General features: G+C 71.4%; 17 protein-coding genes, 1 tRNA gene and 1 riboswitch. Of the genes, 9 read left to right on the top strand and 9 right to left on the bottom strand.

The window, feature by feature from the left end:
* Positions 1-91 precede the first annotated feature (91 nt).
* From DEIGR_RS21045 to DEIGR_RS02645, 5 genes are all read right to left on the bottom strand, one after another.
* Positions 92-5,071: a DUF4132 domain-containing protein gene (locus DEIGR_RS21045; protein ID WP_058975053.1), complete on the bottom strand. Its 4,980-nt coding sequence runs from the start codon at positions 5,069-5,071 to the stop codon at positions 92-94.
* 2 nt (positions 5,072-5,073) lie between these two features.
* Positions 5,074-5,478 carry a hypothetical protein gene (locus DEIGR_RS02660; protein WP_236704637.1) on the bottom strand — a complete coding sequence of 135 codons (405 nt, stop codon included), beginning with the start codon at positions 5,476-5,478 and terminating at the stop codon, positions 5,074-5,076.
* Between the two features lie 224 nt (positions 5,479-5,702).
* Positions 5,703-6,278, bottom strand: a complete 576-nt coding sequence (locus DEIGR_RS02655) for a hypothetical protein (protein WP_058975051.1) — start codon at positions 6,276-6,278, stop codon at positions 5,703-5,705.
* A complete protein-coding gene (locus tag DEIGR_RS02650; RefSeq protein ID WP_058975049.1) occupies positions 6,275-6,643 on the bottom strand; it encodes an MmcQ/YjbR family DNA-binding protein in 369 nt (122 codons plus the stop codon). The genes DEIGR_RS02655 and DEIGR_RS02650 overlap by 4 nt, the downstream gene beginning before the upstream one ends.
* 153 nt (positions 6,644-6,796) lie before the next feature.
* A complete protein-coding gene (locus DEIGR_RS02645; protein WP_058975047.1) occupies positions 6,797-7,051 on the bottom strand; it encodes a hypothetical protein in 255 nt (84 codons plus the stop codon).
* A gap of 71 nt (positions 7,052-7,122) precedes the next feature.
* Between DEIGR_RS02645 and DEIGR_RS02640 the strand changes: the two genes are divergently transcribed.
* Entirely contained in the window at positions 7,123-8,076 is a 954-nt protein-coding gene (locus DEIGR_RS02640; RefSeq protein ID WP_058975045.1) for a metallophosphoesterase family protein, read from the top strand.
* 52 nt (positions 8,077-8,128) lie between these two features.
* Here DEIGR_RS02640 and DEIGR_RS02635 read toward each other — a convergent pair whose 3' ends face one another.
* Positions 8,129-8,710 (bottom strand): DinB family protein, encoded by a 582-nt coding sequence (locus DEIGR_RS02635; protein WP_058975043.1) that lies wholly within the window; start codon positions 8,708-8,710, stop codon positions 8,129-8,131.
* The gene (locus DEIGR_RS02630; RefSeq protein ID WP_058975041.1) at positions 8,707-9,711 is read right to left on the bottom strand and encodes a tRNA dihydrouridine synthase; all 1,005 of its coding nucleotides are present in this window, start codon (positions 9,709-9,711) and stop codon (positions 8,707-8,709) included. The genes DEIGR_RS02635 and DEIGR_RS02630 overlap by 4 nt, the downstream gene beginning before the upstream one ends.
* A gap of 170 nt (positions 9,712-9,881) precedes the next feature.
* Here DEIGR_RS02630 and DEIGR_RS02625 point away from each other — a divergent pair, with 170 nt between their 5' ends.
* The 8 genes from DEIGR_RS02625 (at position 9,882) to sugE (ending at position 16,203) form a co-directional block, all read left to right on the top strand.
* Positions 9,882-10,385, top strand: coding sequence for a GNAT family N-acetyltransferase (locus DEIGR_RS02625; RefSeq protein WP_058975039.1), 504 nt, complete (start codon positions 9,882-9,884; stop codon positions 10,383-10,385).
* 92 nt (positions 10,386-10,477) lie between these two features.
* A tRNA-Asn gene (locus tag DEIGR_RS02620) sits at positions 10,478-10,552 on the top strand.
* 292 nt (positions 10,553-10,844) lie between these two features.
* A complete protein-coding gene (locus tag DEIGR_RS02615; protein ID WP_058975036.1) occupies positions 10,845-11,981 on the top strand; it encodes an ABC transporter substrate-binding protein in 1,137 nt (378 codons plus the stop codon).
* Positions 11,982-12,226: 245 nt separating this feature from the next.
* Entirely contained in the window at positions 12,227-13,093 is an 867-nt protein-coding gene (locus tag DEIGR_RS02610) for a branched-chain amino acid ABC transporter permease (protein ID WP_058975034.1), read from the top strand.
* A complete protein-coding gene (locus tag DEIGR_RS02605; RefSeq protein ID WP_058975032.1) occupies positions 13,090-14,067 on the top strand; it encodes a branched-chain amino acid ABC transporter permease in 978 nt (325 codons plus the stop codon). The genes DEIGR_RS02610 and DEIGR_RS02605 overlap by 4 nt, the downstream gene beginning before the upstream one ends.
* Entirely contained in the window at positions 14,060-14,866 is an 807-nt protein-coding gene (locus DEIGR_RS02600) for an ABC transporter ATP-binding protein (protein WP_058975030.1), read from the top strand. Before DEIGR_RS02605 ends, DEIGR_RS02600 begins: the two co-directional genes overlap by 8 nt.
* Positions 14,859-15,566, top strand: coding sequence for an ABC transporter ATP-binding protein (locus tag DEIGR_RS02595; RefSeq protein WP_058975028.1), 708 nt, complete (start codon positions 14,859-14,861; stop codon positions 15,564-15,566). Before DEIGR_RS02600 ends, DEIGR_RS02595 begins: the two co-directional genes overlap by 8 nt.
* Positions 15,567-15,803: 237 nt before the next feature.
* A riboswitch (guanidine-III (ykkC-III) riboswitch) is annotated at positions 15,804-15,865 on the top strand.
* 17 nt (positions 15,866-15,882) lie between these two features.
* Positions 15,883-16,203, top strand: a complete 321-nt coding sequence (gene sugE / locus DEIGR_RS02590) for a quaternary ammonium compound efflux SMR transporter SugE (RefSeq protein WP_058975027.1) — start codon at positions 15,883-15,885, stop codon at positions 16,201-16,203.
* A 59-nt stretch (positions 16,204-16,262) separates the two neighbouring features.
* Here the strand turns inward: sugE and DEIGR_RS02585 are convergent, their stop codons facing one another.
* Positions 16,263-17,348: a quinone-dependent dihydroorotate dehydrogenase gene (locus DEIGR_RS02585; protein ID WP_058975025.1), complete on the bottom strand. Its 1,086-nt coding sequence runs from the start codon at positions 17,346-17,348 to the stop codon at positions 16,263-16,265.
* 76 nt (positions 17,349-17,424) lie between these two features.
* Positions 17,425-17,883, bottom strand: a complete 459-nt coding sequence (locus DEIGR_RS02580) for an RrF2 family transcriptional regulator (protein WP_058975023.1) — start codon at positions 17,881-17,883, stop codon at positions 17,425-17,427.
* Between the last annotated feature and the right edge of the window lie 72 nt (positions 17,884-17,955).

The following is a 17,955-nucleotide window of genomic DNA, read 5'->3' as shown; positions in this document are numbered from 1 at the left end:
GTATACCCTCAATGCCTCTGAATTCTGCTGTGAACTGAACAGCATACCAGCAGAGGCGGGGGCGTGATGCTCCCGCCTCTGCCCTGTCGGGTTACCGGAGTTGTTCGAGGATGGTGGGGTCCTGGATCTGGCGGTCCTGGGCGAGCAGGAGGGCCTTGCTGATGACCTCGGCGGTGCGGGGATCGGGGTCGGCGAAGGGCAGGAAGAGGCGCCCCTGGTGCCCGTTGTGGACGGGGATGATGCACAGGTACCCGCCGGGCTGGCGGTGGACGGTGCCGCTGCCGAGGTGCAGGGTGTAGCGGGCGTGGTGGCCTTCGATCAGGGCGTGGTCGTTCTGGATGCGGACGTTGGTGAGCTTGAGGAGGCGCAGGGTCTCGCGCAGCAGGGCGGCGCGCATCCCGGTGGTGCTCTGGGTGGCTTCGGGGTCGACGCCGCCGACGTGGGCGACGGAGACGATCAGGTCGAGGTCGCGCAGCGTCTCGCTCAGGAGGCGAGGGGGCACCTCGGACAGGGGCAGGGGTTCGGTGGCGTCGCGGCGGATGAAGTACGCGGCGTTGACCGGGGTCCCCTCGACCTCGTTCGGGGTGCCGGAGCCGACGCTGGTGTCGAGCCAGACGTTGATGCCCTCGGCGTGCCAGGTCTTGCGGACGCCTTCCTCGGGGACGGTGATCCAGCCGCGCGTTTTCAGGAGGGCGGCGGCCTTGCCGGGCTGGACGTGCTGGTCGGCGTAGCGGGTGACGCGCCGCGCGTCCCGCTCAGGCGCAGTGAGGGGGTAGTACTCGCGGAACACCTGCTTGAAGGGCTGCGTGACGTGGCGGTCCATGACCTGCGCCTGGAAGGTGGGCCAGTGCCCGCTGGTGAAGAGGTCGTGCGGGTGCGCGAGGCGCAGGGCGTGCTCGCCTATGGACTGCGGCCCGCCGGGCGTGTCGAGGGTGTCGCCGGTCCACCAGCCGAGGTGCGTCTCGTTCATGACCCACACGAGGCTGCGCAGCATGGGCGCGATGACCGGGTGCGCGGCGAGCTCCGTGAGTTCCTGCGGCTGGAGGTGGTCGCCGCGGATCATGGTCTCCTCCAGCGCGGCGCGCATGCGCTTTCTCGTGGCGCTCAGTTCTTTCGCGGCGGCCTGGAGGGCCTGCACGTCCGGGCGTTTCTTCAGGGCGGGCGGCAGGGCCTTGAGGACCCTGTCGCCGCGGGTGACGGTCAGGCTGGCCTCGCCGTCCGGGCCGAGGTGAATGCCCACGCGGAGGTCGCCCTCGGTGACGGCTGCCGTCCAGTCGGGGGCGGTGCGGGCCTCCATGGCCCACATCAGGCGCTGCGGGTCGGCGTACCCGGCGCTGCGGGCGAGGTTGAGCAGGCCGATGTCCGCCGCGCGGCGTTCACTGGCCTGCCGCTGCGCGCCGAACTGCCGCGCGCCGACGCGGAAGTCGCTGATGAGGCGGTAGCGGCCCTCCAGTTCCCGCGCGGCCTTCCCCCTGGCGCGGGCGAGGGGCAGCAGGCCCAGGGCGCGCACGGCGTCCTGGTTGCGTTTCTCGGTGATGCGGGTGGTCAGGTCGTCTTCCTTCAGTTCGCCCAGGATGGCGCGGGCGTACGTCTCGGCGCGTTTGTGTCCGCCGCTTGAGGAGGCGTACTTGGCGGCGTCCAGCAGCGCGCTGAACCTCGCCCCGCCGAGTGCCTTGAAGGTCTGGCGGAACCACGCGACGTCCACGGCGCCCTCGGTCAGGTCGGCGGGGCTCAGGGGGGTACGCTCGCCGATCTCGGCCTCCCAGGCGTCACGGACCTCCTGCGGGACGCTCCAGTTGCTGTCGCGGGTGTGGGCGTGCAGCCAGTACACGCCGTCCTTCAGGCCGCGCCAGCCCAGCGCGCCCGCGACCAGCGGCGCCCACTGCGGGGCGAACATGGCGAGGTCCAGCAGGCGGGTGTCCGGGAGGCCCAGCGCGGTGGCCTGCACGCGGAAGGACTCGGGCGTGTCCCCTGGCTGTGGGAACGCCACGCGGATCAGGTGGCTGAAGGTCACGTCGCGGCTCTCGTTGTGGCCCTGGTAGCCGCGCTTGAGGGGATTCTTCCCCAGGCCCGCCAGCAGCCGCAGGGCCAGGTCCGCGCCGTGGACGCTGCGCAGCGCCAGGGCGGGCGCGGTGGCGGGCGTCTCCAGGTCGCCGCGGGCCAGTTCGACCTCCAGCACCCGGTCGCGGACGCGGTTCACGGCGGCCTCCCAGTCGGGGTGGGTGGGCCACTCGGGTTTCAGGGTGCGGCGGGTGTACTGCGACAGGTCGGAAAAATCGTTGCCGTAGGAGTACCGGCCGCGTTCCGGGCGTGGGCCGATCAGCATATCCAGCAGGTCGTCGGTGGTCGCCCAGCCCTGCGCGGACGCGTGCAGCAGCAGGGGCGTGTTCACCCGCTGGCGGGGCAGGTTCGGGTAGCCCGCGCCGCGGTGCAGGTGCAGGTTCCAGAAGCGCCGCTGCTGCGCGGGCGTCCAGGCGCGCCAGTCGCCCTGCGGCATGACCGGGTTCAGCAGGTCGCGGGGGTCCTCCTGCCACCAGGAGCGCAGCGGGTCGGTCTGCATCTGCACGTCGCGCGGCAGGTACGCCAGCGCGGTCTCCCAGGCGTCCAGGGCGAGGTCCGTGTCCAGGGGCGTGGCGTACGCGCCATGCAGGGCGTCCACGATCACGCGCGCCAGGTCCGGGTGTTCCAGCCGCAGGGTGACCAGCGGTCCCAGCGTGCGGTGCAGGGTGCGGCGCAGCAGGTCCTGCCGGATCTCGGCGGCGCTGCGGGCCGCCTGATGCTCGGCGAGGTCGTCCGCGTCCGCGTCGGCGAGCAGGTCGTCCAGCCCTTCCTGATCGAGGCCCAGCAGGTCCAGCACGGCCGTGTCGAGTTCGGCCGTGTCGAGTTCGGCCGCATCGAGTTCGGCAGTGTCGGGCGCGGCAGTGTCGGGCGCGGCGGGCTGCGCGCCGTTGCCGTCCAGCTCGTCCTGAAGTTCCGCGTCGGTGGTCTGCGTGCGGTTCACGAAGTGGTTCAGCGCCCAGTGCAGCCGGGTCAGGTCGCCGTCCTGCGCGTCCGGGCGACCCTGCCACCAGCCGGTCCAGACATCCCACAGCGGCATGGGCTGTCCGTCCCGGCCCGGGCGGAGCTGCCAGGGGCGCACGTTGCCCAGCAGCACCGTCTCCTGGCCGTCCCAGCCGGGGCCGGTCAGCGGGGTCTCGCGGTGGGCGACGAGCAGGGCGTCCAGGTCGCGCAGCAGGGCCGCGCCGCGCGTCACGTCCGCGGGGTAGTCGCGCTCCCGGGGCTGCGGCGCCTGCGGCCGGGTGAGGCGCGCGGGGTCGAACAGGCCAAGGCCGTCCTCCAGGGTCAGTTGCGTGCCGGGGTCGGTCAGGCGGGCCAGCAGGGTCGCCTCGGTGACGTTCTTCGCGCCGAAGTCGGCGGGCGGCGTGCCCCCGGTCTCGATCAGGAGTTGCAGGCCCGCCTGCCGCTGATCGGTGTTCGGGCCGCTCAGCAGGGCGGCGGCGCTGCGCTGCGCCTGCGCGGGGTCACTGGCGAGCAGGCGGATCAGGCCGCGGCGCAGGTCGGCACTCTTGCGTTTCAGCAGGCCGTGCACGGCCTCGACCTCGGTGGGGTCGGGCGTGAAGTGCGCCATGACGGTCACGGCTTCCTGTGACACGCTGCTGTTGCGGTCCTGCAGCAGCGTCAGGAGCAGCGCGCGGGTGGGTGCGTCCAGCGGGTTCGCCGCCGCGTGGTCCTTCAGGCTGCGCAGCAACGAGGTCTTGCCGTACACGCTCAGCCCACCCAGGTGCGGGGTCAGGGCCGTGAAGGGCCGCTCGCCGCGCAGAGCGGGCAGGGCGTCGAGGGCGTCGGCGTGGGCGGGCACGTGACCCAGCCAGGGGAACAGCAGCGGGTCGTGCCGGGCGCTGTCCGGGAGGCGCAGGGCGTACGCCTCGAACTCCTCGAAGGTGAACAGATGCGGCTGGCTGCCCCAGCGGTTCACGGCGCTCCCCGCCAGCACGGCCACGCGCAGGTCGGCGTCGGTCAGTAGGGCGCGGCGGTCGTCGTCGGTCAGCAGCTCGGCGGCCGTCAGGAACTGCGCGGCGGCCATGCGGCGGGCCGGGTCGGTGTCCGTCAGGACCGTGCGGGCCAGTTCGGCGGCCTGCACGGCGTCGCACATGCCCAGCGTGAACAGCGCGAGGTACGCGTCCACCCCCTCGCCGCCCTGCACGGCCTCCCGCGCGGCCTCGGGTTCTTCCAGGAAGGTCAGCGCGCGGGTGAGGTGCGCCCGGACGACCTTCAGGTCGGTCACGTCGTAGTTCAGGCCGAACCACACGCACGCGGCGCGCAAGGTGGCGGCGAAGCGCAGCAGGTCCTCCCCCAGGATCAGGCGCAGCGTGCGGGTGAAGGCGTCCGCGCTGGCCTCGTCCACGGTCTCCAGGATCACCTGCCGCAGCCCCTCCTGGCGCTGCGCGGCGAGCAGCAGGCCCTCGGCGAGCGTCCAGGCGTCCTCTCTGGTGCTGCTCAGCAGGGCCAGGGGCACGTGGCGGCCCATGCGGGCGACCGGGTGCTGCGTGCCCGCCGTGTCGCGCAGGATCTGGTAGACCTCCTCGTCCCCGTCGCTGATCGCCTGACCCAGCAGCAGGCCCAGCCCCTGGGATTCCCAGGGGTTCAGGAGGCCCGCGTGCACCGCGAACCACGAGGCGGGCTGGGGGTAGTCGCGGGTGGTGTGCCACGCCTGCCACAGCCAGTGCGCGGCGTGCGCGGCGGCCAGCCGGTGGCCGGGGGCGCGGAAGGCGCGGCGGGCGTAGCCCAGCGGGTACGGGTGGCGGGTCAGCAGGGCATCCAGCGTGCGGGCCGCGAGCGCCGGGAACTGCGGGAACAGCGCGGCGGCCAGGGCTTCGCGGTCGGCCGGGGTGCTGGCGTGCAGGGCGTCCGTCAGTTCGTCCTGAAGGCGCTGGCGTTCCTGATGATCACGCCCGCCCTTCACGTGCGCCCCGATCAGGGTGGCCCACGGGGCGGGCAGGGCCGCCACGCGCGTGTCGAAGCCGGGTTTCCAGGGCTGCTGGAAGGTCCGCAGGTGGTCCTGAATGTCCATGGTCAGCCGCCTGCCAGGGCGGTCAGGCGCAGCAGCAGCAGGGTGCTGTCTGGGCGCAGGGTGACGGGGGCCGAGAGGTCGGTCAGCTGCTCGTCGTCGAGGAACACGTAGTACAGCCCGTCGCGGAAGGCGGTCAGGGCGGTGCGGACAGCGTCCTCGGGCGCGACGGTCGCGGCGCGGTCCTGCGGGGCAATAGCCACGCGGCCGGTCAGGGCGGCGTCCGCCAGTTCCCGTTCGGTCAGGACGCGCAGGACGCCCACGCCTGATTGCCGCTCGTGGTACGCGGCGAGTTCGTGTTCGACGAGCGCGGTCAGCAGACTCTCCAGGGTGTGGGTGTCGCCGGTCAGGGCGATGGGGCGGCGTTCGAAGGGCGTGCGGCGGCCCAGGAGTTTCGTTTCGACGATCATGCGGGGGTGACCTCCCGTGGAGTGGGGGCGGAGGGGAATGGTGCTTTGTTCACCTTCGACTCTACCCTGCCCAGGAAGTTATGTAAAGGGCGTAATTGATCGGCGGGTTTTCACCTTTCATGGGTACGCCGACCAGCTGCCCGGCCCACCCCGCACCCCGGCATGACGACCGACGTGGGCGTGGACCTCCAGCGGGACCGACGACACGGCCCGGAACCCCGCGGTCAGTCCGGGCGACTCAGGCGGATCAGGGCCAGCTGCCCGGCGGCGAACCACGCGCACAGCAGGGTCAGCAGGGCCGCGCCGCCCACTGCCAGCAGGGTCAGGCGCGTGGACAGGGCGCGCAGCTGCGCCTGCCACCCCTGCACCTGCGCGCGGGCGTCGGCCAGGGCGGGCCACGCGCCGCGGTCCTCCAGCGCCCTGCGCCAGTCGTGGGCGGCGTCGGCGCTGCGGGTCAGGGTGCCATCCGGGAACAGCGTGGTCAGCAGCGGCACGGTCCGGGCGACCTCGCTGAGGCGTTCCAGGGTACGGGCGGCCTCCAGCGCCTCAGGGCGGGCCAGGACGTCCAGCGGCGCGAGGGTCCCCTGCACGCTCGCCAGCTCCCCGTCCAGCCGCGTCAGGGTCGCCTGCGCGTCCCGCAGCGTCGCCCGCGCCGGGGCGAGCGTCGCCCAGACGCCCAGCCACGCGCCCAGCGTGAGCAGCCCCGCCAGCCACAGCCCGGTCAGGCCCAGGCGCCGCGCCGCCCGGTCCCGCCGCCGGACGGAAGGCGGAGTGGTGTCGTGGCGATCCTGCCCCCTCACAGGCCCAGGTCTCTACGCTGCGCGCGGGTCAGGCCTCCCACGACGAGCGCGTGACTGCCCACGATCAGCTCACGGATCAACTCCGGCGGCACGCGGCCGTCCAGCGTCACGGTCACCCAGTGCCGTTTGTTCAGGTGGTACCCGGGCGTGATCGCGTCGTGCGCGGCGCGCAGCTCGTCGCCCCGTTCGGGCCGCACCTTCACGGACACGGTCACGGGGTCGGCCTGCACGTCGGTCAGGGCGTACATCTTCCCCGCCCCGGCGGGACCGACCTTGAACACCAGGGTCGTGGCGCCAAACGGGAACGTCTCGCGCGAGTGCGGCAGCGCGGCGCACAGGGCGCGCAGGTCGGCGATGGACTGCATAGGCCCAGCCTACGGCTCATCCGGACTCCGGTGGACTGGTCTGGAAAAACCGTTCCATCCGGGCGGACGCGAGTGGGAGGGCACCCGATTCCGGGCGTGGAGCTGGCCGTCCGGTGGTGTGCCGGATGGTCACCGAAACGGACGGCAGCCGTGTCAGCTCTCGCTGGGGTCGTCCAGGTGCTCGGCGCCGGCCAGCGCCTCGTTCGCCTCGGCGCGGCTGGCGTCCCCGCCGCCGATCAGCGTCGCGATCTCCTGCGCGTTCAGGCCGTCCGTGCTGGGCGTGGGAACGGGCGGGGCGTCCGGGAGGGTGTCCGGCATGGGGCCCGGCCCGGCGTGGGTGTCCGGCGCGGTGGGCGGCGTGTGGGGGGCCAGGGTGGGGTTTACGGGCAGCGTGTCGTCCGGGGTCATGCTCCAGCGTGGCGCGGCGGTGCGTGGGGCGGCTGATGATTCGCTCAAGAAGCCGTGATGAACTGCCCCGGATGCGCCGTCTCGTGCTCCTGCTGCCGCTGCTGCTCTCGGCAGCTCCCCTGCCGCCGCCTGCCCAGCCGGTGCGGCTGGCGATCCTGGGGGACTTCAACGGCCCGTACGGCAGCACGACATACCCCGCGCCGCTGGCCCGCAGCGTGGCGCGCATCGTGAACGAGTGGCGGCCCGACGCGGTGCTCTCGCCCGGCGACCTGATCGGCGCGCAGAAGGCCAGTCTGGGGGACGCGCAGGTGCGGGCCATGTGGGCGGCCTTCGACCGGGACGTGCGTGCGCCCCTGAGCCGCGCGGGCATTCCGTTCGCGTTCACGCTGGGCAACCACGACGCCAGCCCCCGCAGTCCCCGTGACCGGCGCGAGGCCGCCACGTACTGGGCCGCGCACGTGCCCCCGCTGGCGTTCGTGGACCGCGCGGCGTTCCCGTTCCGGTTCAGTGTCACGCTGGGTGGCGGCGCGGTGTTCATCGCGTCGCTGGACGCGAGTGGGCCGGACGTCTCCGCAGGGCAGCGGGCGTGGCTGGCCGCGCAGCTGGCCTCACCGGTCGCGCGGGCGGCGGGCGCGCGGCTGGTCGTGGGGCACCTGCCGCTGGCCGGGGTGAGCGCCGAGAAGAACCGCTCCGGCGAGGTCCTGCGCGAGGCGGGCGCGCTGCGGCAGGTCATGGAGGCCGGGGGCGTGCTGGCCTACGTGCACGGTCACCACGCGGCGTTCTACCCGGCGCGGCTGGGCCGCCTGAACGTCCTGTCCGCCGGGGGCATCGGCGGGCGGGACTACGTGGGGCATCCGGGCACGGCGCGCAGCACGGTGACGCTGCTGACCGTGTGGCCCACGCAGGGCCGCGCGACCTTCGAGACGGTGGACGCCGCGACCGGCCAGCCCGTGGACCCGGCGAGCCTCCCGGCGCGGCTGGACGGCCTGAACGGCCCACTCGTGCGCGTGACCGACTTCCGGTAGGACGAGCGGAGGCCGCGCACCCGCAAGGTGGCGGCCTCCGGACGGGTGGGTTTTACAGCTCGGCGGCGTCGTCGAGTCCGGTGTCGTCCAGATCCTCGAGGTCGGGCGCACCGGCCTGCGCGGGGGTGCTCTGGGGGCGCACGAAGCGCATGTAGTCCAGCCAGGGGGGCGTGTGGCCCAGCTGGCGGATCATCAGGGCGATCTGCGCGGTGTGGCGCACCTCGTGGGTCATGACGTTCCACATCAGCTGGTCCAGGGTGACGGTGTCGCTGGCGGGGTCATCCTGCACGAGTTTCACGCTGCGGTTCAGGTCAGGTTCGCTGTCCAGGAACGCGCAGGTGCGGCGGGTGACCTCGCGGCTGTAGTCGAGGATCCACGCGAGGTCGTACTGCTGCGCCTGGGGCCGCACCCAGTCGTGCGGGTACAGGCCCTGCACGCCGTCCCCGAGGACGATGCCGTGCACCCAGTGGTCTTCGACGTCCGTGACGTGCAGCAGCAGGTCCTTGATCGAGTGGAAGCGGTCAGCGTCCTCGATCAGGTTGCGGTCCAGGTCGGCCTGCGGCAGGGCGCGCAGGTAGTTCCAGAGCTGCTCTCGCGCGGCGGTCAGGTAGGCGTAGTACTCGCGGACGTTCATGAATGACTCACAGCATACTCCGCCGGGCGGGCCGGGGTGACGTCGGGACCGTCCTCACCCAGCAGGGGGGCCAGGACCCGGCGGACATCGGCCGCAGTAAGCACCTGCGTGAGGTCCTGGCGGAGCTCCGGGAAGTCCGGCAGGTACTGCGGGAGGACCTTGCGCAGCGGGCGCAGCGTCAGGCGGCCCGTGTCGTCGTCGTAGAAGCGTTCCTGCAGTTCGGCGTGCCGCAGGGCGGTCCGGGCGCGCTGCCAGGCGCCGGGCCAGGCGTCCTCGCCGGTCGCCAGGGCGCGGAAGATCCAGGGGTTCCCGACCGCGCCGCGCCCGATCATCACGGCGGCCACGCCCATGCGCCGGCGTTCGCGGGCCAGTTCGGGCGTGGTGATGTCCCCACTGCCCACCACGGGGACCTTCACGGCGGCGGCCACGCGCGCGATCGCGTCCCAGTCGGCCTGCCCGGTGTACCGCTGGGCGCTGGTGCGGCCGTGCACGGTGATCAGGGCGGCCCCGGCGGCCTCCAGGCCCTGCGCGACCTCCACGCTGCGGTCGTGGTCCCAGCCCAGGCGGATCTTCGCGCTGACGTCCAGGGTGGTTGCCGAGCGCATGGCCCGCACGAGATCGTACGCCGTCTCGGGTGTCTGCAGGAGGCACGCGCCGCCCTTCCCGCGGATCTTGGGGACGGGGCAGCCCATGTTCAGGTCGATCGCCGCCGGGCTGAACCACGTCCCTACGCGGTCCACCGCGCCCGCCAGGACGTCCGGTTCGGCGCCGAACAGCTGCACCACGCGGCCCTGCTCGCCGGGGTAGGGGCGGCCGAGGTTCAGTTTCTCGGTGTCCCCGCCGCCCATCAGGCCGCGCGCGCTGATCATCTCGCTGACGGTCCACAGGGCGCCCTGCTCGGCGGCCAGCTGCCGCATGGGCGCGTCGCTGTACCCCGCCATGGGGGCGAGCACCGCGCCGGGGCGCTGCAGGCGGGACTGGTAGAAGCCGGGGCCGTTCATCCCGGCAGGGTAGCGCACCCCCCCTCCCCGGCGGGTGAAGCGCGCCTGAAGTCCACCCGGCGGCGGGATTCATGGCGTGCGGGGCGGGGTTCGGGTATGCTCGGGTCAGTCCGGTTTCCTGCGTCTGCATCCTTCTCGCCCACCTTCGCCGGACGGGGGAGGCCTCTACTTTGAACGTCACGCCGCTGGCGCTGCATCACGCGCCGCTGCTTCACCAGCTGTACCGGGCCGCGCCCGGTTACTTCGCCCTGCTGGGCACCCGCCTCCCCTCCCAGAAGGACGTCGAACGGGACGTCGAGATCGCGCTGCTGGACCCCAGGCGCAGCCTCGAACTGCTGTACGACGACCACGGCGAACTGTTCGGCAGCCTGGACTGCAAGCACGACTACCCGGAACCCGGGGACCTGACCATCAACCTGCTGCTGATCCGCGAGGACCGCCAGTCGCAGGGCCTGGGCGAGCAGGTCGTGCGGCACCTCGAGGACCGCGTGCCGGGCGGCACCACGCGCATCCTGGCCAGCGTACTGGGCGAGAATCCGCGCGGGGCGCGCTTCTGGGAGCGGCTGGGCTACACCTTCACGATGGACGCCCGCCCGGTCATGAGTTGGTACGCGCGTCCCCTGACGCCGCCACGCACGCAACCGGCCAGCGGTGTGCCCATCGCCAGCGACTGACTGTCCCCTCGGCCGCCCCCGGCAGGACTTGCGCGGCATGGGGGGGCGTGCTACTATCCCTCTCGCGCCGGAAACGGCCGCCACAGCAATATTCGGCAGTAGCTCAGTGGCAGAGCATCCGACTGTTAATCGGACGGTCGTTGGTTCGACCCCAACCTGCCGAGCCAGATCAGAACCCCCTCTTCGGAGGGGGTTTCTTCGTTGTCGCCCGTCCGCAGGCGTGGTCCGCGCCCGGCGACCTTTCAGGGCCGCGTGTTCTGCTAGCGGTCGCCTTTCATTTCGCAGGGCTGGCGGGCCGTGCAGTTGGCACCTGCCGGGGGAACTGCGGGGCCGATGTGTGCCAAAGCCGATTGACACCCCTCGGGGCGCATGCCAGCATGAACGGCACGCACAACTTGAACTGTGTTCAGCGAATCTCAGGGCACCGGGCCCGGGCGCGCTGAATGAGCGGGAGGTCGTATGAAGAAACGGTTCCTCTTCCCCACCCTGCTCGCCCTGGCGGGCAGCTCCGCGCTGGCCGACAAGGTCGTGAGCATCGGGTACTCCGGCCCCCTGTCCGGCGGCGCGGCGTTCTACGGCAAGGACGTCCAGAGCGGCATCGACATGGCCATCGCCGAACTGAACCGCTCGGGCGTGACCGTCAAGGGCGAGAAGGTCACGTTCAAGCTGGTCGCGCTGGACGACCGCTATCTGCCGAACGAGACCGCCACGAACGTCAAACGCCTAACCAGCCAGGGCATCGACGTGATCTTCGTGCCGCACGCCGGGGGCATCCTGACCGTGCAGCCCCTGACCACCCGCGACCCGGAATTCCTGCTCGTGGCGTACTCCAGCGAACCGAAGATCCTCGAGTCCCGCAACCCGCTGACGTTCATGCTCCCGCCCCGCTACGATAACTACCTGCAGCCCTTCGCCGCCACGCAGATGAAGGCCTTCGGCAAGCGCCTGGGCCTGATCGGCACGACCAGCGCGTACGGCAAGCAGTGGACGGACGCGATCAGCGACGAGTGGAAGAAGCAGGGCGGCACGGTCCTGTCGAACAACGGCGTGGACTACAACACCACCGTGGACTACTCCAGCGCCGTCACGAAGGCCCTGGCGGAGAAACCCGACGTGCTGTTCATCGGCGGGCCCAGCCAGCCCACCGCGCTGGTCGTGAAGGCCGCGCGCGAGCAGGGCTTCAAGGGCGGGTTCATCGTGATGGACCAGGCGAAGTTCGAGCAGATGGACCAGGTCATCCCGCGCAACTACCTGGACGGCAGCGTGGGCGTGCTGCCCACCAAGGAGTTCCCGGGCACACAGGTGTTCGTGACGCTGTACCAGCGCCTGTACAAGAAGGTGCCCACCAGCGAGGCCGCGCTGAACTACATGGGCATGAACATCATCGCCAAGGCCATGGAACTCGCCGGGACGACCGACGACCCCCAGGCGATCCGCGCGCAGCTGAACGCCGCCTCGAAGGCGCTGCCGCAGAGCAAGACGGTGTACAAGCTGTTCGGCGTGACCGAGAAGGGCCACGTGGACGCGGAATTCGTGGTGGCCAGCGTCAAGGGCGGGCAGTACACCCGCCTGCGCCTGATCAAGACGTTCAAGTAAGCGCCGGGCGGACCTTCAAGAACCGATCACTGTGCGCGCCGGGCGAACGTGTGCCCGGCGCGCCGTTTCATAAGGGCTCCGGTTGAAAGGTTTGCAAAAACTTTCAACCCGAGCGGATGCGAGTGGGAGCAAAACGGGTTCCGGGCGTGGAGTTGACAACCCGGTGATGTTCCGGGTTGTCAACGAAACAGACGGAATCCGTATCACACGGCCATTTCAAGCGGTCAACCGGGGAGGAACGGGTTTTGTCGACGGTGCTGCAACAACTGTTCAACGCGCTGGCGCTGGGGGGCGTGTACGCCCTGGTGGCGCTGGGGCTGACGCTGGTGTACGGCGTGATGCGCGTCCCGAACTTCGCGCACGGCGGGCTGTACATGCTGGGCGCGTACCTGACGTACGCGGCGCTGACGGGTCTGAAGGTGGGGTTCCTGCCCGCGCTGCTGCTGTCGGCGCTGGGCGTGGCGCTGCTCGCCGCGCTGATGGAACGCGTGATCTTCCATCCGCTGCGGAACGCCCCGCACGTGCACCCGATGATCGCGGCGATCGGGGTGCTGTTCTTCCTGGAGGCGCTGATCTCGCACCCGCGGGTGTTCGGGCCGGATTTCAAGCAGATCGCCGAGCCGCTGCCCGGCATCGTGAACCTGGGCGGCGTGACGCTGACGTGGCAGCGGCTGCTGATCATCGCGGCGAGCGTGCTGGTGATGCTGGGCCTGAACTACTTCCTGAAACGCACCCTGACCGGCGCGACCATCGAGGCCATGAGCCAGAACCGCGAGGGCGCGCGGCTGGTGGGCATCAACACCAACCGGGTGGGGATGCTGACCTTCGCGATCAGCGGGGCGCTCGCCGCGACCGCCGCGAGCCTGATCGCACCGATCAACGCGGTGACGCCGGGCATGGGTGAGGTCATGAACCTGAAGGTGTTCGCGATCATCATCCTGGGCGGCATGGGCAGCGTGCCGGGCGCGATCGTGGGCGCGTTCCTGCTGGCGTTCACGGAGGTGTTCGGAGGGTTCTACATCAGCCTCGACTTCGCGGACGTGATCGGCTTCGCGATGCTGGTGCTCGTGCTCGCGCTGCGCCCGCAGGGGCTGTTCAGGAAGGGCACGTGAGCCGGTTCGTGTGGCCCGCGCTGTTCGTGCTGGCGGCCGCCGTGCCGTTCCTGCATCCCAGCGGGTACCTGCTGGACGTCGGCGTGAACATCATGCTGTGGGCGGTCCTCGCGTACGGCCTGAACGTCATGCTGGGGTACACGGGACTGCTGCCGCTGGCGCACGCGGGCTTCTTCGGAATCGGGGCGTACACGACCGGCATCCTGACCCTGAAGGCCGGGTGGAGTTTCTGGCTGGCGTGGCCCGCCGGGACCCTGCTGGCCGCGCTGGCGGGGCTGCTGCTGGGGCTGGTGGCGTTCCGCACGCGCGGGGACGCCTTCTCGATCTTCACGCTGGGCGTGGGCGTGATCATCACGCTGGTCATCAACAAGTGGGACGACCTGACCGGCGGGAACGACGGCCTGAACGGCATCCCCGCCCCCGCCGGGCTGGAGGAGGCCTCGCGCGCCATCGGCCTGAAACTGTCCGGGGGCTTCTACCTGCTGGCCCTGCTGACGCTGGCGCTGACGGTGCTGATCGTGGCGCGCGCCCGCGCGAGCAGTTTCGGGCTGTCCCTGCTCGCCATCCGCGGTGGCGAGGACCTCGCGCGCAGCGCGGGCGTGAACGTGTACACCCACAAGCTGCGCGCCATGATGCTCTCGACGGCGCTGGCCGGACTGGCGGGCGGGCTGTACGCCACGTACGTGGGCTTCCTGGGTTCGGCGGTGACCGGGCCGACCACGACCTTCACGGTGCTGCTGTACCTGCTCGTCGGGGGCCTGGGGACGCTGGCGGGACCGCTGCTGGGCACGGCATTGATCTACAGCCTCACCCAGACGCTCAAGGGGCTGCAGGACTACCAGTACATCGTGTTCGGGCCGCTGCTGGTGCTGCTCGTGATGTACGCCCCGCACGGCCTGGCGGGCCTGTGGACGCGACTGCGCGCCAATCGCCCGGCCCGCGCGGCGAAGACCAAGGAGGTCAGCGGTGCTTGACGTCGAGAACCTGGGCATCCGCTTCGGCGGGCTGCACGCCGTGCGGGACGTGACCGCCAGCATCCCCGCCGGGCAGATCACCGCGATCATCGGGCCGAACGGGGCGGGCAAGAGCACGTTCTTCAACCTGATCAGCGGCTTCTACCGCCCCACCACGGGCGCTGTCCGTTTCCAGGGCGAGGACCTGACCCGCCGCCCCACCCACGAGGTCGTCGCGCGCGGCGTGGCCCGCACCTTCCAGACGACCACCATCTACCGGGAACTGAGCGTCCTGGAGAACGCCATGATCGGCCACCGCGTCCGCACGCGCGCCGGGCTGCTCGACGCGCTGCTGCGCACGCCCCGCGAACGGCGCGACGCGCAGGGGAGCCGCGACGGCGCGCTGCGCGCCCTGGAACGCGTGGGGCTGGTCCGGCAGGCGCACCTGCCCGCCGGGGCCCTGACGCAGGAGGGCCAGAAGCGCGTGGGGATCGCCATGGCGCTCGCCAGCGAACCGAAACTGCTGCTGCTGGACGAACCAGCCGCCGGGATGAACCCCGAGGAGACCGTGAACCTCATGGCCCTGATCCGCGACCTGGTCGCGGGCGGCCTGACCGTCGCGCTGGTCGAGCACAAGATGAGCCTCGTGATGGGCCTCGCGGATCACATCCTGGTGCTGCACCACGGGCAGCTGATCGCGCAGGGCACCCCGGCCCAGGTCAGCCGCGACCCGACCGTGATCGAGGCGTACCTGGGCTCGCACGCGCACGGCGGGCAGATGGGCCAGGGCGCGCAGGGCGGGGAGGCCGCACATGCTTGAGATCCGCGACCTGACCGTCCGCTACGGCGCCTTCACGGCGCTGCACGCCCTGAACCTCAGCGTGCAGCGCGGCGAGATCGTCGTGCTGCTCGGCGCGAACGGCGCGGGCAAGAGCACCCTCTTCCGCACCCTGAGCGGCCTGCACCGCCCCGCGGGCGGCAGCGCCACCTGGAACGGCACGAGCCTCACCACCGGCCGCCCGGAGCAGAACGTCGCCAGCGGGGTCGCGCAGTGCCCCGAGGGTCGCCTGCTGTTCCCGGAACTGAGCGTCGAGAAGAACCTGCGCCTCGGCGCGTTCGTGCACCGCCGCGACCCGGCCGGAACCGCCCGCGAACTGGACCGCGCGTACGACCTCTTCCCCGCTCTGGTCGAGAAACGGCACGCGCCCGCCGGGAGCCTCTCGGGCGGGCAGCAGCAGATGGTCGCCATCGCCCGCGCGCTCATGGCGCGCCCGCAACTGCTGCTGCTGGACGAACCCAGCCTGGGCCTCGCGCCGCTGGTCGTCGAGCAGGTGTTCAGCGCCGTGCAGCGCGTCAACGAGACCGGCGTGACCGTCCTGCTGGCCGAACAGAACGCCTTCGCGGCGCTGAGCATCGCCCACCGCGGCTACGTCCTCGAAGGCGGGCGCCTGACACTGGAAGGCACCCAGCAGGCCCTGATGACCGACGACCGCGTCCGCAGCGCCTATCTGGGCGTGTAGACGGGTCCTGGAGGACGGAGGCCGGGTGATCGCCCGGCCTCCACGCCTGTGCTCAGCGGGTGCTTACACCGCTCCGCTACACTGGGTCTCAGTCGCCCCACACGGGGCAGCGGCGTTCCGTTCCGTGCCTGGGGGCCACATCACCCCACCCACTGCACGCCACGCCGCTGCAGGTCTGGGTTACTCGCTCCGCTCGGGTCAGGTTCCTCCGGGAACAGCGCCCGGCAGCACCCTGACCACCCGTGGGCCGCACTCCGGACGAGAGCACCGCCGTACCCGGTCACGACAAGACGGCGAGACACTGGAGGTGTCCCGTATGGCATGGACTCTGCTCATCATCGCCGGACTGCTCGAAGTCGGCTGGGCCATCGGCCTGAAGTACACCGAAGGCTTCACCCGTCCCGTCCCCACCGCCCTGACCCTGCTGAGCATGGTCGCCAGCATGGGCCTGCTGGGCCTCGCCGCCAGGACCCTCCCGATCGGCACCGCGTACGGCGTGTGGGTCGGCATCGGCGCGGTCGGCGCGGCCATCCTGGGCATCGTGCTGTTCCACGAGAGCGTCACGCCCGCCCGCATCGCGTTCATGGTCCTGATGATCGTGTCCATCATCGGCCTGAAAGCCACCAGCGGCCACTGACCCACACCAAGTGCAGGGGGCAGAGGATTCACTCCTCCGCCCCCTTGCCGTTCGAGCGTTCAGCCCGCGGTGCCGACGGCCTCGCGGACGTGCGTGAAGCCGTCGCGGGCGAGCAGGCGGGCGAGGCCGGTGTTCAGGTCGCGGACGAGGCCGGGCCCTTCGAAGATCAGGGCGGAGTACACCTCGGTCAGGGTGGCCCCGGCGCGGATGCGGTTGTACGCGTCCTGCGCGGTGAAGATGCCGCCCACGCCGACGATGGGGACGCGCCCGCCGGTCTGCCGGTACGCGGCGCGCACCAGTTCGGTGGCGCGGCGCGTGAGGGGACGACCGCTCAGGCCGCCCGTTTCCTCCTGGTTGGCGTGGGTCAGGCCGTCGCGGGAGAGGGTGGTGTTGCTGATGATCAGGCCCGACGCGCCCGCAGTGACGGCGGCGTCCACGCTGGCCTCGAAGTCGGCGGGGTGCAGGTCCGGGGCGAGCTTCACGAGGACCGGCGGGGCCTTCAGGGTCCGCACGCGCTGCGCCTCGACTTCCTGCATCACCTCGCGCACCAGGGCGCCCAGGTCGTCCGCGCCCTGCAACGCGCGCAGGCCGGGCGTGTTGGGACTGCTGACGTTCACCACGAAGGCGTCGGCGACGTCCTGCAGCGCGGCAACGCAGCGGCGGTAGTCCTGCGCGGCGTCCTCGTTCGCGGTGACCTTGTTCTTCCCGATGTTCACCCACACCGGCGCGGGCCGCGCGCCCAGCGCGCCCAGGCGGGCGTGCAGGTCGGTCATCCCGGCGTTGTTGAACCCCATGCGGTTGATCAGCGCGCCGTCCTGCGGCAGGCGGAACAGGCGCGGGCGGTCGTTGCCGGGCTGCGGCAGGGGCGTGACGGTCCCGACCTCCAGGAAGCCGAAGCCCAGCGCGGTGAACGCCGGGACGGCCACGCCGTTCTTGTCCAGGCCCGCCGCGAGACCCACCGGGGACGCGAACCGTTGCCCCCACAGGGTCTGCTCCAGCATGGGGGACGCGGGCGCCGTCACGCGCCGCGCCAGGGCGGGCCAGGCGGGCACGCGGGACGCGGCGTCCATCAGGCCGATCGTGAGGTGGTGGGCGTCCTCCGCGTCCAGGCGGAACAGCAGCGGCTTGATCAGCGAACGGTACACGGCCTTCAGGATAGAGGATGGGCAAAAGTCGATGGTTGACGGACGCGCGGTTCCATCAACCATCAACTGTTCACCATCACCCCAGATGCGGGTAGCTGGGGTCGATCTGCACGAGGCGGGCGTGCTGCTGGCGGTTGCTGTCCTCGATCAGGTCCGCGAGGGTGGTGCCGCCCAGCACGTCGCGCAGCGCGGCGTCCACGCGGTACCAGAGGCTCTGGGTGCCGCACACGTTCTGACTGTCGCACACGTGGTCGTCCTCGACGCAGGACACGGGGGCGATGCTGCCCTCCATGGCGGTCACCACGTCATACGCGCTGATGTCCCGCGCGGCCCGCGCGAGGCGGTAGCCGCCGTGCGCGCCGCGGATGCTCTTGATGAACCCGGCGCGGCGCAGGTTGCTGGCGATCTGCTCCAGGTAGTGCTGGCTGATGCCCTGGCGTTCGGCGACGTCCTTGAGGGGCACGGCGCTGCCGTCGCCACGCGCGATCTCGATCAGGGCGCGCAGGCCGTACTGAGCTTTGGTCGACACCCACATGGACCGCATTCTACCCCGCAATTCCGGGCGGAGTGTAAGGAATTCAGGAGTTATTGAGAAGCATTCTCAGCA

The sequence above is a fragment of the Deinococcus grandis genome (assembly GCF_001485435.1).
Classification (GTDB): Bacteria; Deinococcota; Deinococci; order Deinococcales; family Deinococcaceae; genus Deinococcus; species Deinococcus grandis.
The sequence above is the reverse complement of the archived record's forward strand: the minus strand, read 5'-3'. Positions and strand labels throughout refer to the sequence as shown.

Bases quoted from the DNA above. Each gene is read 5' to 3' on its own strand.
- DEIGR_RS21045 (WP_058975053.1), bottom strand. From the start codon at position 5,071: ATGGACATTCAGGACCACCTGCGGACCTTCCAGCAGCCCTGGAAACCC.
- DEIGR_RS02660 (WP_236704637.1), bottom strand. From the start codon at position 5,478: ATGATCGTCGAAACGAAACTCCTGGGCCGCCGCACGCCCTTCGAACGC.
- DEIGR_RS02650 (WP_058975049.1), bottom strand. From the start codon at position 6,643: ATGCAGTCCATCGCCGACCTGCGCGCCCTGTGCGCCGCGCTGCCGCAC.
- DEIGR_RS02645 (WP_058975047.1), bottom strand. From the start codon at position 7,051: ATGACCCCGGACGACACGCTGCCCGTAAACCCCACCCTGGCCCCCCAC.
- DEIGR_RS02640 (WP_058975045.1), top strand. From the start codon at position 7,123: ATGCGCCGTCTCGTGCTCCTGCTGCCGCTGCTGCTCTCGGCAGCTCCC.
- DEIGR_RS02635 (WP_058975043.1), bottom strand. From the start codon at position 8,710: ATGAACGTCCGCGAGTACTACGCCTACCTGACCGCCGCGCGAGAGCAG.
- DEIGR_RS02630 (WP_058975041.1), bottom strand. From the start codon at position 9,711: ATGAACGGCCCCGGCTTCTACCAGTCCCGCCTGCAGCGCCCCGGCGCG.
- DEIGR_RS02615 (WP_058975036.1), top strand. From the start codon at position 10,845: ATGAAGAAACGGTTCCTCTTCCCCACCCTGCTCGCCCTGGCGGGCAGC.
- DEIGR_RS02595 (WP_058975028.1), top strand. From the start codon at position 14,859: ATGCTTGAGATCCGCGACCTGACCGTCCGCTACGGCGCCTTCACGGCG.
- sugE (WP_058975027.1), top strand. From the start codon at position 15,883: ATGGCATGGACTCTGCTCATCATCGCCGGACTGCTCGAAGTCGGCTGG.
- DEIGR_RS02580 (WP_058975023.1), bottom strand. From the start codon at position 17,883: ATGTGGGTGTCGACCAAAGCTCAGTACGGCCTGCGCGCCCTGATCGAG.